Genomic DNA, 14,089 nt, shown 5'->3' on the forward strand with positions numbered 1-14,089 from the left:
GGCGTGCCGGAGTCTGGCGGGCTGCCTGCTGGCGTGCATCTCGTACCTCTTACGGATTCGGTGCATGGATGTCACTCGACGACCGGGGGGACGATACGGCGTCCGTTCTGCTTCCAGGTGTCCTCGTCCTCGGCGAGGTAGTCGGGCCGGTCGCCGGCCTGCCTGTCATGGCGGCCTCCCGACGGGTTCGAGCCCGCGGGCATGGTGGCCGCTCCTCCCCGACTCGCAGCGGCACCAGGCGTACCGGGCCGGGATGAGGAGCCGGGTACGGGGCCGGAACCGCCCGGTGCGATCGGACGGGCACCCGGCCGGCCGGCTTGGGGATTACCCCCGACGATTCCGCCCCCCTCGGCGGCGTAACGGCGACCAGCAGCTGCACCCGGTCGTGAGGTGCCGTTTCCTGTCCCCATCGCAGGCTGGTGGCCCATCGGGCCCCGGGCGGTCGGCGTCCCTTCCCCGCCCACGACCAGACCACGCGAGATCCCACGCGCAGGCGCTGTCGTGCTCGGCGGGACCGGTCGTCCGCCGATGATTCCGCTGTCACGCGGCAGGTGCCCTGGGCCACCGGACCCCGGCAACCCCTGATTGGGCAGCGCCGGTGGCCGCACGCCACCCTGGCCCGGACGCCCCGTCACGGGAGGCGCAGACGGCAGGGAAGGCTTGACCTCACCCTTGCCAAACGCAGGAGGGATCATCGCGGGCGGCATGCCCCGGGGATCAGGGTTGCCGCCCAACGGCGGACCGACCGGGGGCGCGGCCGGAGGCGATGGCGAGGAAGGCGGCAAGGCCGAGAGGCCGTCAATCTCCATACGCGTTGGAGGTTCTGCCCTCGGGGGCTGCGCCGGAGTTGTGCTCAAACCTGGCTGCGGAACACCAGCCGCCGTGTCGGGGCGTACAGGAGTGGCGGAGGGAGTCGGGGATTCCACGCCAGTCACCAGCCTCGCGGGCGCCGGCGCGCCCTCACCCGGAACCGACTTGTACGAATCCTCTTTGACCCACCCCTCCCCCATGAACTTCGCCGGCGGCGGAAACGTCGGCGGCGGCGTCGCGTTCACCTGCTGCGCGCTGAACTCGTACGTCTGCGCCAGCTTCCGCAACCGCTGCGCCGCCTCGTACCGCGCTGCGTCGATCCGGCCCTGTGCCGCCGCCGCGTCGGACTGCGCCGACTGCGCTGCGCCGCGGGCGTCCGGGTCGTTGCGGTTGGCCGGGTCCGTGGCGACCCCGTACGCCGACTCCGCCTTGCGCAGGTCCGCCTGCGCCCGCGTCGTCTCCGAGACCGGCGGCATCGCCGCCTTCGCCTCGGTGATCGCCTCCGCGACCAGCTCCATCCAGCGCGACGCACCCTTGCTGTACTCCCCCAGGTGCAGCGTCGCGCTCGCCGTCTGCCCGCCCCACTCGCGGAACGCGTCGCCGCCCTCGCCGTGCCAGGGCAGGCCCGTCACGTACTCCTTCAGGTCCTCGCCGATCTTCGTGATCGCCGAGGAGGCCTGGGACAACTTCGTCGACAGGGTCGACGCGCCTGCCGGGCTGGCCGACGCGATCAGCGCGACGAGCTGCTGATGCGACATCGACTCGAAGTCCGTGTGCTGGGGCTGCGGCTTCTTCCCACCCATCAGAAGCCGGCTTCCTTGTCCGCCTTCTTCTCCTTCGGTGCGTCCTCCACGAACGGATCGCGCTCACGGTCGTAGTACGACTCCACCTCGGCGTTGACCGCCTTCATGCGGTCGCGGATGTCCTGGTCGACGTTCTCGTAGCCCACTTGGGAGGAGTGCACTGCCAGGCCCATGCCCTCGATCTGGGCTCCCAGCGCCTTCGACAGCTTCTCCAGCTCGTCATGCACGATCGTGTACGAGTCGTACAGGAACTGCGCCTCACCGAAGTCGGCCGATCCCAACTGCCCTCGTGTCATACGATCGTTGCCCATCCGGGACGGAGCGGCCTCCGAGCCGTCGAGCACGACGAGCAGGTCGTCGACCCTCTTCTTGAAGGTCTTCATTTTCTGGGCTTCGATCGCCAGCGCCTGCTGCGGATTCACCGCGTACAGACTGTCGAACGACTTCCCCGTGTCCGGCGACGCAGCCGCCCGTCTCCCCCGTGCGCCACAGCGCCCTCCCCGTACGGCCAAAACCCCAGCGATCATTCTAAGCCGAGGGCCGATGAGGGTTCACAGGAACAACGCGGCCAAAGTGCACGCGCATTCAGCCAGATTGCCTGGCAGAGCCCGGCGGCCGGCCCCTTCCCCGCCTGGGCAGTGACGGGGGCGAACGCCGCCAGGCGCGGGGGCGGCTGGGACTCAGGCCACCAGCGTGGCCGTGGTCGGTGTCGGCGGGCCTGCCCCCAGGCACAGCTCGAACCAGATGACCTTGCCGCCCTCGCCGAACAGCGTATCGTCCAGGCAGCAGCCACCCCAGTGGTCGGCGACCATGTCGAGGATCAGGAGCCCCCGCCCGCCGTCGTCCTCGGGCCCCGGCGGCACGAGTTGGACGGGGAAGACAGGACTGGGGTCCATGACGCTCACGCGTAGCACAGGGTGCGTCCAGCACAGCCGGACGGACGCGGGGCCGGGTGTGTAGCGGATGGAGTTGGTTGCCAGCTCGCAGGCCAACAGCTCGGCCCGGTCGGTGAGTTCGTCGAGTCCATGAGCGGTGAGGATCGTACGCAAGGTCGTCCGGGCAATCCCGGGACCGCGAGGGTCGCGGGGAAAGCAGAGTTCGTACTCCCAGGGGTCGGTGAAGGGAATCGGAGCAGGGACGGACCTGCTCTGCGTGTCCTGCGCGGTGGTGGGTGGTTCGGACTTCACGCGGGCACCTCCTTGTGCGGCGTGTGGGTTGGTCTTGTGGTGACACGCGCCGGGTCGGGCCGTTCTTATGCGGGTGGCCTGCCGATTCGCCCGTAACGGTGGCCCATTTGGGCGACGGTGCGCTTCCTGCGCTTTAACGAGGCCGGTCAGCGAGTGGCTCAGCTCACACCGTAGGGCATATTGACTCACACGTGAGTCACATTTCACGAATGAGTGAACCAACTGTCGACTCAGTAGACCGCCCAAAACGCATCTGCCAAGATGTGCGCGCCCACGAGAGAGGACTTATGGCCCCACGGAGCGCCCCCACCGGTCGCCAGCGCCGTCTGGCAACAGAGCTGCGCCGCATGCGTGAACACGCCGGCGTCTCCATTCAGGAAGCGGCCGCGATGCTCGGCGCAGACCGGACCATGGTGTCCAACATCGAGGCAGGACGAACGAGCGTCAGCGAGGACCGGGTTCGGCAGCTCGCATGTCACTACAGGTGTCCTGATGAAGCCCTTGTGGATGCACTCGCCGCCATTGCCGGCGGGCGGAGAGCACGTCACTGGTGGACGGAGTACCGAGAAAAACTCCCCGAAGGACACCTGGACGTTTCAGAGTTGGAGCACTACGCCACGCGCATCCGGACGGCCCAGACCGTGCACTTGCCCGGCCTCCTGCAAACCGAGGAACACGCGCGAGCGATCTTCGAACTCACCGTACCCAAGCTGCCTCGCCTGGAGGTCGAGCTGCGCGTGGCGCACCGGATGCAGCGGCAGAGCGTACTCACGGGGCCGAATCCCACGCCGTACGTCGGCATCATCCATGAAGCAGCGCTTCGATTGAGGTTCGGTGGTCGCTCCGTCGCACGCGCCCAACTGGAGCGTCTTGCGGATGCCGCGGACCAGCCGCACATCACGTTGCTCGTCATCCCGTTCAGTGTCGGAGGGTTCCATGGCGCAGGGCAGTCGGTCCTGTACGCGGAAGGTGCCGTCCCCCAGTTGGACACCGTCCAGCTGGACACCGCACTCGGCGCGAACTTCGTGGATGCGCCTACTCCGCTGGCCAACTATCGTTCCCTGCTGGACCTGATGGAAGCATCGGCGCTCTCTTCGGACGATTCCCAGGAGCTCATCCGGTCCATCGCAAGCGAACTGTGAGGGGACTGCGGGTGAACGGGCCACTCGACTGGAAGCGCTCATCCTATTGCGGTGGCGGCGGCAACAACTGCGTCGAGGTCGCCGTCTCCGACGCCGACATAGCCATCCGGGACAGCGTGTTCCCGCACCGCATGTTCACCATCGGCCGCCGTGCCTTCGCGGCCTTCGTCGCGAGCACGGGGCGCAGCGGCGGGCCAGCACGCTCCGGCGCCTGACACCCTTACCTGCCGGGTTCATTCGGCGCGCTGATCTCGCGCCCCCCCGCGCGTCACGCGTGGCTGAGGATCACCGCCAGCGGCGCGCACTCCGCCAGGAGCTGCACGGCGAACGCCATCCGCCGCACGCGTACCGCAGGTGCCGCCAGCGCGACGACCCACGCCGCAAACGCCAGGCCGATGCCCCAGCCGAAGAGCCGGCCCGGCAGCGGCGTGCCGCACTGCTCGCCGTACGTCAGGCAGCGAGACGCCCCTTCGGATGCAAGGGTCAGGACGCCGACCGCAACGCCGCCGGCACGAAGAGAACGGCGGCCAGTACGGACCAGAAGCGGGTGCGGTCCGTGGCTCCGGTGGTATCGGGCTGCGGCAGGGGATCAGTCCGGTTCATGCCCTTGATCCAACAACGCCGCCCGGCCGGGCACACGGGTCCGCGTACTCAGCCGCGGTGTCCCGGATACTCAGGGCCGGCCGGCCGCCGCGTCAGGCGGCCGCTGTCGCTCGGCGCGTCGTTGCGATCGTTGCCGAGCCGACCACGCGTGTCCCGTCGTAGAGCACGATCGCCTGGCCCGGCGCGACCGCGCGGACCGGCTCGGTGAAGGTGACGTGCAGCTCGCCGTCCACCAGCTCCGCCGTCGCCTCCGTCTCGCCGCCGTGAGCCCGCAGCTGCGCCGTGTACGTGCCCGGTCCGGACGGGGCCGCTCCGCACCAGCGGGGCTTGATCGCCGTGAGGGCGGTGACGTCCAGGGCCTCGGCCGGGCCGACCGTCACCGTATTGTTCACCGGGGAGATGTCCAGCACGTAGCGCGGCTTGCCGTCCGGGGCCGGCCGGCCGATGCGCAGGCCCTTGCGCTGGCCGATCGTGAAGCCGAACGCGCCGTCGTGGCTGCCCAGCCTGTTGCCCGCCTCGTCGACGATGTCGCCCTCCGCCGCGCCCAGGCGGTCCGCCAGGAAGCCCTGGGTGTCGCCGTCGGCGATGAAGCAGATGTCGTGGCTGTCGGGCTTCTTCGCGACCGCGAGCCCGCGCCGCTCGGCCTCGGCGCGGATCTCGTCCTTGGTGGTGAGCGTGTCGCCGAGCGGGAACATCGCGTGGGCGAGCTGCTTCTCGTCGAGGACGCCGAGCACATACGACTGGTCCTTGGCCATGTCACTGGCGCGGTGCAGCTCGCGGGTGCCGTCCTCCTTGACCACCACGGTCGCGTAGTGGCCCGTGCACACCGCGTCGAAGCCGAGCGCGAGCGCCTTGTCGAGCAGCGCGGCAAACTTGATCTTCTCGTTGCACCGCAGGCACGGGTTGGGCGTCCGGCCCGCCTCGTACTCGGCGATGAAGTCCTCGACCACGTCCTCGCGGAAGCGCTCGGCGAGGTCCCACACGTAGAACGGGATCCCGATCACGTCCGCGGCGCGGCGGGCGTCGCGCGAGTCCTCGATGGTGCAGCAGCCGCGTGCGCCCGTGCGGAACGACTGCGGGTTCGCGGAGAGCGCCAGGTGGACCCCGGTGACGTCGTGCCCGGCCTCGGCGGCGCGGGCGGCGGCGACAGCGGAGTCCACACCGCCGGACATGGCGGCGAGCACACGGAGGGGGCGCGGGGAAGTCTCAGTCATAGCCCTACCAGGGTACGGGCCCCGGGAACCGATGACTGCTGAGTATGCGTTGTGGTCGTCATGGGGAGTGAGAAGAAGCACGGCAAGCGCAAGGGCAGCGTGAGCCGGCGGGCCGTGCTGATCGGGGGCGGGGCGGTGATCGTCGGCGGCGGCGTGGTGGCCGGCGAGGAGATTCGCCGTATCTGGCGCGGTATGCCGTGGGTGCGCACGCCGCGCAAGCCGGGCGAGATCGACCACGCCGGGGCGCAGTGGATCGCGGCCAACGCGGCGAACTGGCGGCTGGCCGACCGCCCCGACGACTACACGATCGACCGCGTGATCATCCATGTCGTCCAGGGCAGCTATCCGACGGCGCTGAAGGTGTTCAAGGATCCGCTGCACGGGGCGGCGACGCACTACGTGGTCCGCAAGGACGGCCATGTGGCGCAGATGATCCGCGAGCTGGACGTCGCCTACCACGCGGGCAACCGCTCGTTCAACGAGCGCAGCATAGGCATCGAGCACGAGGGCTTCGTGGACCGCCCGCAGGATTTCACGGACGCGATGTACCGGGGGTCCGCCCGGCTGACGGCGGGCATCTGCGCGCGGTACGGGATCCCTGTCGACCGCGAGCACATCATCGGCCACGTCGAGGTCCCGGGCACCGACCACACGGACCCTGGCCCGCACTGGGACTGGAAGCGCTACATGAAGCTGGTGCGGGAGGCGGCGGCCGGGCAGGGCGCGGCGTGAGGGGTACGCGGGCTGCGGGGTGCGCGGCTTGAGGGGTGCGCGGGCTGACGGGAGCGCGGCTTGAAGCGTGCGCGCCCCGCTGTTCGCCCGCGCCGGCGCGCGTCGGTCGGGTCACGCCAGCTGGGTCCGCTAGCTGAGTCCCGCCGTACGGGCCCGTTCGACCGCCGGTCCGATCGCCTCCGCCACCGCGTCCACGTCGGCCTTCGTGGAGGTGTGGCCGAGGCTGAAGCGCAGCGTCCCGCGGGCCAGGTCCGGATCAATGCCGGCGGCCAGCAGTACGTGGCTGGGCTGGGCGATGCCCGCCGTGCAGGCCGAGCCCGTGGAGCATGCGATGCCCTGCGCGTCGAGGAGCAGGAGCAGGGAGTCGCCCTCGCAACCGGGGAAGGTGAAGTGGGCGTTGGCGGGCAGCCGGTCGACCGGGTCGCCGCCGAGGATCGCGTCCGGCACGGCCGCGCGCACCGCGCGGACCAGCTCGTCGCGCAGCGCGCCGATGTCCCGGGCGAAGTCCTCGCGGCGCTCGGCGGCCAGCCGTGCGGCGACGGCGAACGACGCGATGGCGGGGGCGTCGAGCGTGCCGGAGCGCACGTGCCGCTCCTGGCCGCCGCCGTGCAGGACGGGAACGGGGCTGTACTCGCGGCCCAGCAGCAGCGCCCCGATGCCGTACGGGCCGCCGATCTTGTGGGCGGAGACGGTCATGGCGGCGAGCCCGGAGGCGGCGAAGTCGACGTCGAGCTGGCCGACTGCCTGTACGGCGTCGGCGTGCAGCGGGATGTCGAACTCACCGGCCACCTCGGCCAGTTCGGCGACGGGGAAGACCGTGCCGATCTCGTTGTTGGCCCACATCACGGTGGCCAGCGCGACGTCGTCCGGGTTGCGCGCGATCGCCTCGCGCAGTGCCTCGGGGTGGACCCTGCCGTACGTGTCGACCGGCAGATACTCGACGGTCGCGCCCTCGTGTTCGGCGAGCCAGTCGACGGCGTCGAGGACGGCGTGGTGCTCGACGGGGCTGGCGAGCACGCGGGTCCGCGCCGGGTCGGTGTCGCGCCTCGACCAGTACAGGCCCTTGACGGCGAGGTTGTCGGCCTCGGTGCCGCCGGAGGTGAAGACGACTTCGCTGGGCCGTGCGCCGAGGGCTTCGGCGAGCGTCTCGCGGGCCTCCTCGACGGTGCGGCGGGCTCGTCGCCCGGCGGCGTGCAGAGCGGAGGCGTTGCCGGTGACGGCGAGGTGGGCGGTCATCGCCTCGACCGCCTCCGGAAGCATCGGAGTGGTCGCGGCGTGGTCGAGGTATGCCATGGTGGCCTCGATTCTACGAGGCGTTGCGGGGGTGCGGGGCTCCTGCGTGCGGTGCGGCTGGCGGGGGTGGCTTTCCCCCCACCCCGCCCCTTCCCGAAACCGGGGCTCCGCCCCGGGCCCCGTGGGACGTGGGGGCTGACGCCCCTACACCCCCAAGCGGCAGCTCCGCGCCGCGGTTGCGCCCCCGGGGGCCTGCGCCCCGGCCCCGGAGCGCCGCAGCGCCCAGTCAGCACGACGGGGACGTCAGGCGCGCGGGGCCTTGGCCAGTTGGCGGGATTGGGCCACCAAGCGGTCCGAGGTGTCCCAGACCTCCGCGTCCTCCTCCAGGAACCCGCCCGCCAGGTTGCGCGTCGTGATCGACACGCGGAGCGGGCCCGGGGCCGGGCGGCAGCGGACGTGCGTCGTCAGTTCCACAGTCGGCGTCCAGCCCGTCAGACCCAGCTCGAACGACGTCGGCGGCAGCGCGTCCACCGTCAGCAGCAGCGACAGCGGGTCCGCGTCGCGCCCGTCCGCCAGCCCGAACCAGCCCCGCATCTCGCCCTTGCCCGACGGCGCGCCGATCGCCCAGCCGACCGTCGCCGGGTCCAGCCTGATGTCCAGGCGCTCGGTGATCGCCGAGCTGCCGGGGATGGGCGCAGGGCCGTCCGACGGGCCGAGGCAGTGCTCCATCGGCGGGATCGCCGGCGGCTTCGCCGAGGTGCGTACATCGTCCGGGAGCGCGTCCAGGTCGCCGTACGAGGCGAGCACCCGGATCCGCTCGACCTCCGTGCCGTCCTCCTCGAACTGGAAGAGCGACGCCTGACCGGTGGAGAGCGTGCGGCCGGCGCGGATCACCTCGGTACGGATGACCGCCGGGCCCGGCCGGGACGCCGTCAGGTAGTGCGCGGACACCGTGAACGGGTCCGGGTGCGGCAGCGCGTCACCGAGCGCCCGCCCCAGCATCGCCAGCAGGTAGCCGCCGTTCACCGCGTGGATGATCGTCCAGCCCGCCGAGAGCTCGGCGTCGTAGACACCGGTCTCGCGCAGGGTGACCGCGGTGTCGCGGTCGAACTCGCTGTCCCCGACGGTCGCGCGCGCCGTCTGTACTGCCTCAGCCATGGCGGTACCGTACAACAAACAATTACTGAGCGGTAGCTTTTTCCTCGGTCGCCTCGGACCGCCGGTTCCAGGCGCGTGGCGCCCGCCAGTGGAAGCGCATCGCCAGCAGCCGCAGCACGAACGCGGTCGCCGCCGCCAGTCCGCTCGTCACCGCGTTCAGGGCGTTGAACTCGATGCACACGACGACCATCGTCGCCCCGACCATCGCGGGCACGGCGTACAGGTCCCGGTCCCAGCGCAGCAGCGACGGAACCTCGTTGGCGAGCACGTCGCGCAGCACACCGCCGCCGACCGCCGTGGCCAGCCCGAGGGCCGCGGAGAACGTCAGGCCGAGACCGTACTCGTACGCCTTGGTCGCCCCGGACACGCAGAACAGCCCGAGGCCCGCCGCGTCGAAGACGTTGACGCCGGCCTGGATACGCTCCACGTGCGGATGCAGGAAGAAGACGATGACCGTGGCCACGAGCGGCATCACGAAGTACCCGAGATCGGTGAAGGCCGCGGGCGGAACGGCCCCGATGATCAGGTCACGCAGCAGCCCTCCGCCCAGCGCCGTGACCTCGGCGAGCACGGCGATGCCGAACACGTCGAAGTTCTTGCGTACGGCGAGCAGCGCCCCGGAGATCGCGAAGACGAAGATCCCCGCGAGGTCGAGAGCATGCTGGACGGAGGGCGTGAACAGTTCTTGGAACACCGGACGATTGTGCCGTGTCCGGTGGTCCCGCCCGTCAGTCGGACGCGCTGGCCCCCTTCGCCGCGGTCCCGGCGGGCGCGGTCGTGTCGTCACCGGCGGGCGCGGTCGTGTCGTCGTCCGCGGGCTGTTCCGGGAGCAATACCGCGTCCGCGGGCGCGGCCGCGTCATCCGCCGCGGGCTCGTCCCCAACCGGCTTCTGCTCCGCGGGCGCCTCGCCCGCAGAGCCCTCCGCCTCCGCGCCCACCGCCTCAGCGGCCGGCTCGTCGTCCGCCTCCGCGCCCACCGCCTCCGCGGCTGGCTCGTCGTCCGGCTCTCCGGCCACCGGCTCGGTACCGGCCGCCTCGTCGGACGCGGCGACGGCGACGGCACCCGGCGTCGTCGCCGGCTTCTCCGCCGCTGCCTGCTCCGGCGCAGCGTCCTCCTCGGAGGCCACCGCGTCGGGGCCCTCGGCGGCGACCGACTCCGTGCCCACGACCGCCTCGATCCCGGTCGCGCGGGTCTGTGCGACCGTTCCCTCCTCGATCTCCTTCGCGAAGTGGCAGGCCACCTTGTGCCCGTCGCCCAGGTCCGTCAGCTTCGGCCGGTCCGTGGCGCAGAGCGTGTCCTGCGCCCACGGGCACCGCGTGTGGAAGCGGCAGCCGGCCGGCGGGTTCGCGGGCGAGGGCAGGTCGCCGTGGAGCAGGATCCGCTCCCGCCGGTCCTCCACCTCCGGGTCCGGCACCGGCACCGCGGACATCAGCGCCTTGGTGTACGGGTGCTTGGGTCCCGCGTAGAGGGCGTCGCTCGGCGCCTCCTCCACCAGGCCGCCCAGGTACATGACCCCGATGACGTCCGAGATGTGCCGGACGACGGCGAGGTCGTGGGCGATGACGAGGTACGTCAGCCCGAGCGACTCCTGCAGTTCCTCCAGCAGGTTGATGACCTGCGCCTGGATGGAGACGTCCAGCGCCGACACCGGCTCGTCGCAGATGATCAGGTCCGGTTCGAGGACCAGCGCACGCGCGATGCCGATGCGCTGGCGCTGGCCGCCGGAGAACTCGTGCGGGTAACGGGAGAGCGCGTTGGCCGGGAGACCGACCTGGGCCAGGATCTCCTTGATCTTCTCGCGGCGTTCCTTCTGGTCCTTGCCGATCCCGTGCGCGGCCATGCCCTCGCTCAGGATCGACTCGATGTTCTGCCGCGGGTTGAGGCTGCCGAGCGGGTCCTGGAAGACCATCTGCAGCCGGCGGCGGAAGCCGCGCATCTCCTCGTTCGGCAGCTTCGCCAGATCCGTGCCGTCGAAGACGACCTCGCCGTCGGTGATGTCCACCAGCCGCAGGACCGCCCTGCCCAGCGTCGTCTTGCCGCAGCCCGACTCGCCCACCAGACCGTACGTCTGCCCCGCCTCGACCTTGAGCGAGACACCGTCGACGGCGTACACGTGGCCCACGGTGCGGTCGAAGAAGACGCCCTTCCTGACCGGGAAGTGGACCTTCACATCGTCGAGTTCGAGCAAGCTCATGCCGAGACCTCCGCCTTGGGCTTGGGAAGGACCGGGTTGACGCAGCGCACCTGGTGGCCGGCCGCGCGTGGTTCGGTCAGTTCGGGTGTGCCGGTCAGGCACTCCATCGTGTAGAAGTCGCAGCGGGGCGCGAAGGCGCAGCCGTCGGCCCAGGCGATCCTGTCGTTGATGGATCCGCGGATCGGGTTGAGCGGCTCGCCGCGCGGCGCGTCGAGCCGCGGGATGGAGCCGAGCAGACCGTGCGCGTACGGGTGGGTGGGGTGCGCGAACAGCTCGCGGCGGCCCGCCGACTCCACCGCCCGGCCCGCGTACAGCACGTTGACCTGGTCGCAGAGGCCGGCGACGACACCCAGGTCGTGGGTGATCATCAGCAGGGCGGTGCCCTCCTGGTCGACCAGTTCCTTGAGCAGTTCGAGGATCTGCGCCTGGATGGTCACGTCGAGCGCGGTCGTCGGCTCGTCGGCGATGAGCAGCCGGGGCGCGCAGGCCACCGCCATGGCGATGAGCGCGCGCTGGCGCATGCCTCCGGAGAGCTGGTGCGGGTACTCCTTCAGCCGCCGGTTCGGGTCGGGGATGCCGACCCTGTCCAGCAGGTGAGCGGCCTCCTTGCGGGCGGCCTCCCCCTTCAGTCCGCGGTGGCGCTGGAGGATCTCGGTGACCTGGACGCCGATGGGAACCACCGGGTTCAGCGAGGACAACGGGTCCTGGAAGATCATCGCCAGCCGGCTGCCGCGCATGTCGCGCAGCTTGCGCGGGCTCATGGTGAGCAGGTTCTCGCCGTCGAAGTCGGCACGTCCGCCGATCTTCACGCCCTTGGCCGGCAGCAGGCCCATCAGCGCGAGCGAGGTCACGGACTTGCCGCAGCCCGACTCGCCGACCAGCCCCACGACCTGGCCCTGGTCGACGTCGAAGGAGACGCCGTCGACCGCCGTGGACTCCTTGCGGCCGCGGCCGCCGAAGGTGACGCTGAGTTCGTCAACAGTAAGCAGTGCCATGGGACTTCAGCCTCGCAGCTTCGGGTCGAGGGCTTCGCGCATGGCCTCGCCGAGCAGGGTGAAGCCAAGGGCGGTGATGATGATGCCGACCGCCGGATAGACCGCCATCATCGGCTCGTTGTCGAAGAAGCGCTGCGCCTGCGAGAGCATGACGCCCCACTCCGGGATCGCCGGGTCGGGGTTGCCGAGGCCCAGGTACGACAGGGCCGCGGCCTCGATGATCGCGGTGGCGAGGCTGAGCGTCGCCTGGACGATGACCGGGCTCAGCGAGTTCGGCAGGATCTGGGTGAGGACGATCCGCTTGCGGCGTACGCCGAGCGCCTTCGCCGCGAGGACGTAGTCGGCGCCGCCCTGGGCGAGCATCGAACCACGCAGCAGACGGGCGAAGATGGGGATCTGGACAACACCCACGGCGATCATCACGGTCGTCAGGGACTGACCCATCACCGCGGCGATGGAGACCGCGAGCAGCAGCGACGGCAGCGACAGCATGATGTCGGTGATCCGCATGATCACGGTGTCGAGGCGCTGGCCGGGCCTGCCGCCGAGGGTCGCCGCGGCACCGGACAGCACACCCACGACAGCGCCGACGACGAGGCCGATGAGCATCGAGACGACGCCGACGAGCAGGGTCTGCCGGGCTCCGACGAGCATGCGGGAGAACATGTCACGGCCGAGGTGGTCCAGGCCGAACCAGTTCTCGCCGCGCATGCCGACGAACTTGCCCTGGTTGGTCAGGACTTCGTCGCGCCAGGTTTGGGCAGTGGGAGCGTGCGGGGCGATCCACGGGCCGATGACCGCCAGGACGACGAACGCGGCGATGATGACCACACCGATGACGGCCATCTTGCTGGACTTCAGGCGCCGCATCGCCTCGCGCCAGAGACTGGCGCCCGAGGTGACCTCGGTCTGCTGCATCAACTCGGCGAGCCGGTCGATCTTGTCGACTTTCTTGGTCATGGTCGTCACGTCAGTGCACCCGCACTCTCGGGTCGATGATGCTGTACGCGAGGTCGACCAGCAGGTTGATGAGGACGTACACCATCGCGATGAAGAGGATGAACCCGACGAGCACCGGGTAGTCCCGGGCGTCGATAGAGGTGCGGATGAAGGAGCCGATGCCGCCGAAGGAGAACACCGACTCGGTCAGCACCGCACCCGACAGCAGGCTGCCGGTCAGCAGACCGACGGCGGTGACCACCGGCAGCATCGCGTTGCGCAGGACGTGCCGGCCGCGCACGACGCGCTTGTCCAGACCCTTGGACTCGGCGGTGCGGATGTAGTCCTCGCCGAGGACCTCCAGGACGCTGGCGCGGGTCATGCGCACGATGACGGCGAGCGGGATGGAGGCGAGCGCGACGGCGGGGAGCACCAGGTGCATGATCGCGTCCCAGCTGGCGTCGAGTTCGCCGGTCAGCAGACCGTCGAGAACCGCGAATCCGGTGACGTCCGTGGCGTCGATACCCGTCGACAGCCGCCCGTAGCTCGGGAAGATGCCCAGTTGGACGGCGAAGACGCCCTTGAGGAGCAGGGCGAGGAAGAACACCGGGATACAGATGCCGACCAGCGATCCCGACACCGAGGCGACGTCGAGCCAGCCTCCGCGGCGCTTGGCCGCCAGGTAGCCGAGCGGGATGCCGACGGCGACCGCGATGAGGATCGCGGCGATGCTGAGTTCCACCGTGGCCGGGAAGCGCAGGGTGAATTCCTCCCACACCGGCTGGCCGGTCTGGGTGGAGGTGCCGAGGTCCAGTTCGACGATGCGCTTGAGGAAGCGCCAGTACTGGATGTGGACGGGCTCGTCGAGTCCCAGCGCCCGGTTGATGCGTGCCACTTCGGCTTCGGTCGCCCGCTCGCCCAGGATCGCTGAGGCGGGTCCGCCGGGCAGCCGGTTCAGCCAGAGGAAGAGGAGAACCGACAGGCCGAGCAGGGTGGGAATGAGCTGAAGCAGTCGTCGTATGACAAGTCGCAGCACCCCGCATGCCCCTTTCTTACGTGCGTCGATGCGACTCCGCCC

15 protein-coding genes are annotated in these 14,089 nt (G+C 70.5%); 4 read left to right on the forward strand and 11 right to left on the reverse strand.

Annotated elements, in window-relative coordinates; genetic code table 11:
- Positions 1-71: 71 nt before the first annotated feature.
- Entirely contained in the window at positions 72-203 is a 132-nt protein-coding gene (locus ACLB9X_RS22475; protein WP_410362166.1) for a hypothetical protein, read from the reverse strand.
- Positions 204-990: 787 nt separating this feature from the next.
- Between ACLB9X_RS22475 and ACLB9X_RS22480 the strand changes: the two genes are divergently transcribed.
- Entirely contained in the window at positions 991-1,560 is a 570-nt protein-coding gene (locus ACLB9X_RS22480; protein ID WP_410362167.1) for a hypothetical protein, read from the forward strand.
- Between the two features lie 52 nt (positions 1,561-1,612).
- Here ACLB9X_RS22480 and ACLB9X_RS22485 read toward each other — a convergent pair whose 3' ends face one another.
- Entirely contained in the window at positions 1,613-2,035 is a 423-nt protein-coding gene (locus ACLB9X_RS22485; protein WP_410362168.1) for a hypothetical protein, read from the reverse strand.
- Between the two features lie 258 nt (positions 2,036-2,293).
- A complete protein-coding gene (locus tag ACLB9X_RS22490; RefSeq protein WP_410362169.1) occupies positions 2,294-2,800 on the reverse strand; it encodes an ATP-binding protein in 507 nt (168 codons plus the stop codon).
- Positions 2,801-3,087: 287 nt separating this feature from the next.
- Here ACLB9X_RS22490 and ACLB9X_RS22495 point away from each other — a divergent pair, with 287 nt between their 5' ends.
- Together ACLB9X_RS22495 and ACLB9X_RS22500 are read left to right on the forward strand one after the other, a co-directional pair.
- Positions 3,088-3,942 carry a helix-turn-helix domain-containing protein gene (locus ACLB9X_RS22495; protein WP_410362209.1) on the forward strand — a complete coding sequence of 285 codons (855 nt, stop codon included), beginning with the start codon at positions 3,088-3,090 and terminating at the stop codon, positions 3,940-3,942.
- Positions 3,943-3,953: 11 nt separating this feature from the next.
- Complete coding sequence (locus ACLB9X_RS22500; protein WP_410362170.1) at positions 3,954-4,157, forward strand: DUF397 domain-containing protein; 204 nt, start codon at positions 3,954-3,956, stop codon at positions 4,155-4,157.
- Between the two features lie 480 nt (positions 4,158-4,637).
- Here ACLB9X_RS22500 and mnmA read toward each other — a convergent pair whose 3' ends face one another.
- Complete coding sequence (mnmA, locus tag ACLB9X_RS22505) at positions 4,638-5,759, reverse strand: tRNA 2-thiouridine(34) synthase MnmA (protein ID WP_410362171.1); 1,122 nt, start codon at positions 5,757-5,759, stop codon at positions 4,638-4,640.
- Positions 5,760-5,819: 60 nt separating this feature from the next.
- On the opposite strand from mnmA, the gene ACLB9X_RS22510 reads away from it, so the two are divergent.
- Positions 5,820-6,491, forward strand: coding sequence for an N-acetylmuramoyl-L-alanine amidase (locus ACLB9X_RS22510; protein WP_410362172.1), 672 nt, complete (start codon positions 5,820-5,822; stop codon positions 6,489-6,491).
- A 129-nt stretch (positions 6,492-6,620) separates the two neighbouring features.
- On the opposite strand, the gene ACLB9X_RS22515 is transcribed toward ACLB9X_RS22510, so the two are convergent.
- From ACLB9X_RS22515 to ACLB9X_RS22545, 7 genes are all read right to left on the reverse strand, one after another.
- The gene (locus ACLB9X_RS22515; RefSeq protein WP_410362173.1) at positions 6,621-7,784 is read right to left on the reverse strand and encodes a cysteine desulfurase family protein; all 1,164 of its coding nucleotides are present in this window, start codon (positions 7,782-7,784) and stop codon (positions 6,621-6,623) included.
- A 243-nt stretch (positions 7,785-8,027) separates the two neighbouring features.
- Positions 8,028-8,882 carry a thioesterase family protein gene (locus ACLB9X_RS22520; RefSeq protein ID WP_410362174.1) on the reverse strand — a complete coding sequence of 285 codons (855 nt, stop codon included), beginning with the start codon at positions 8,880-8,882 and terminating at the stop codon, positions 8,028-8,030.
- A 22-nt stretch (positions 8,883-8,904) separates the two neighbouring features.
- Positions 8,905-9,576, reverse strand: coding sequence for a trimeric intracellular cation channel family protein (locus ACLB9X_RS22525; protein WP_410362175.1), 672 nt, complete (start codon positions 9,574-9,576; stop codon positions 8,905-8,907).
- Between the two features lie 34 nt (positions 9,577-9,610).
- Entirely contained in the window at positions 9,611-11,077 is a 1,467-nt protein-coding gene (locus tag ACLB9X_RS22530) for an oligopeptide/dipeptide ABC transporter ATP-binding protein (protein ID WP_410362176.1), read from the reverse strand.
- A complete protein-coding gene (locus ACLB9X_RS22535; RefSeq protein ID WP_410362177.1) occupies positions 11,074-12,072 on the reverse strand; it encodes an ABC transporter ATP-binding protein in 999 nt (332 codons plus the stop codon). The genes ACLB9X_RS22530 and ACLB9X_RS22535 overlap by 4 nt, the downstream gene beginning before the upstream one ends.
- A 6-nt stretch (positions 12,073-12,078) precedes the next feature.
- Entirely contained in the window at positions 12,079-13,032 is a 954-nt protein-coding gene (locus ACLB9X_RS22540) for an ABC transporter permease (protein WP_410362178.1), read from the reverse strand.
- A gap of 10 nt (positions 13,033-13,042) precedes the next feature.
- Complete coding sequence (locus tag ACLB9X_RS22545) at positions 13,043-14,047, reverse strand: ABC transporter permease (RefSeq protein WP_410362179.1); 1,005 nt, start codon at positions 14,045-14,047, stop codon at positions 13,043-13,045.
- Between the last annotated feature and the right edge of the window lie 42 nt (positions 14,048-14,089).

Source organism: Streptomyces sp. 5K101, assembly GCF_046506645.1.
Taxonomy (GTDB): domain Bacteria; phylum Actinomycetota; class Actinomycetes; order Streptomycetales; family Streptomycetaceae; genus Streptomyces.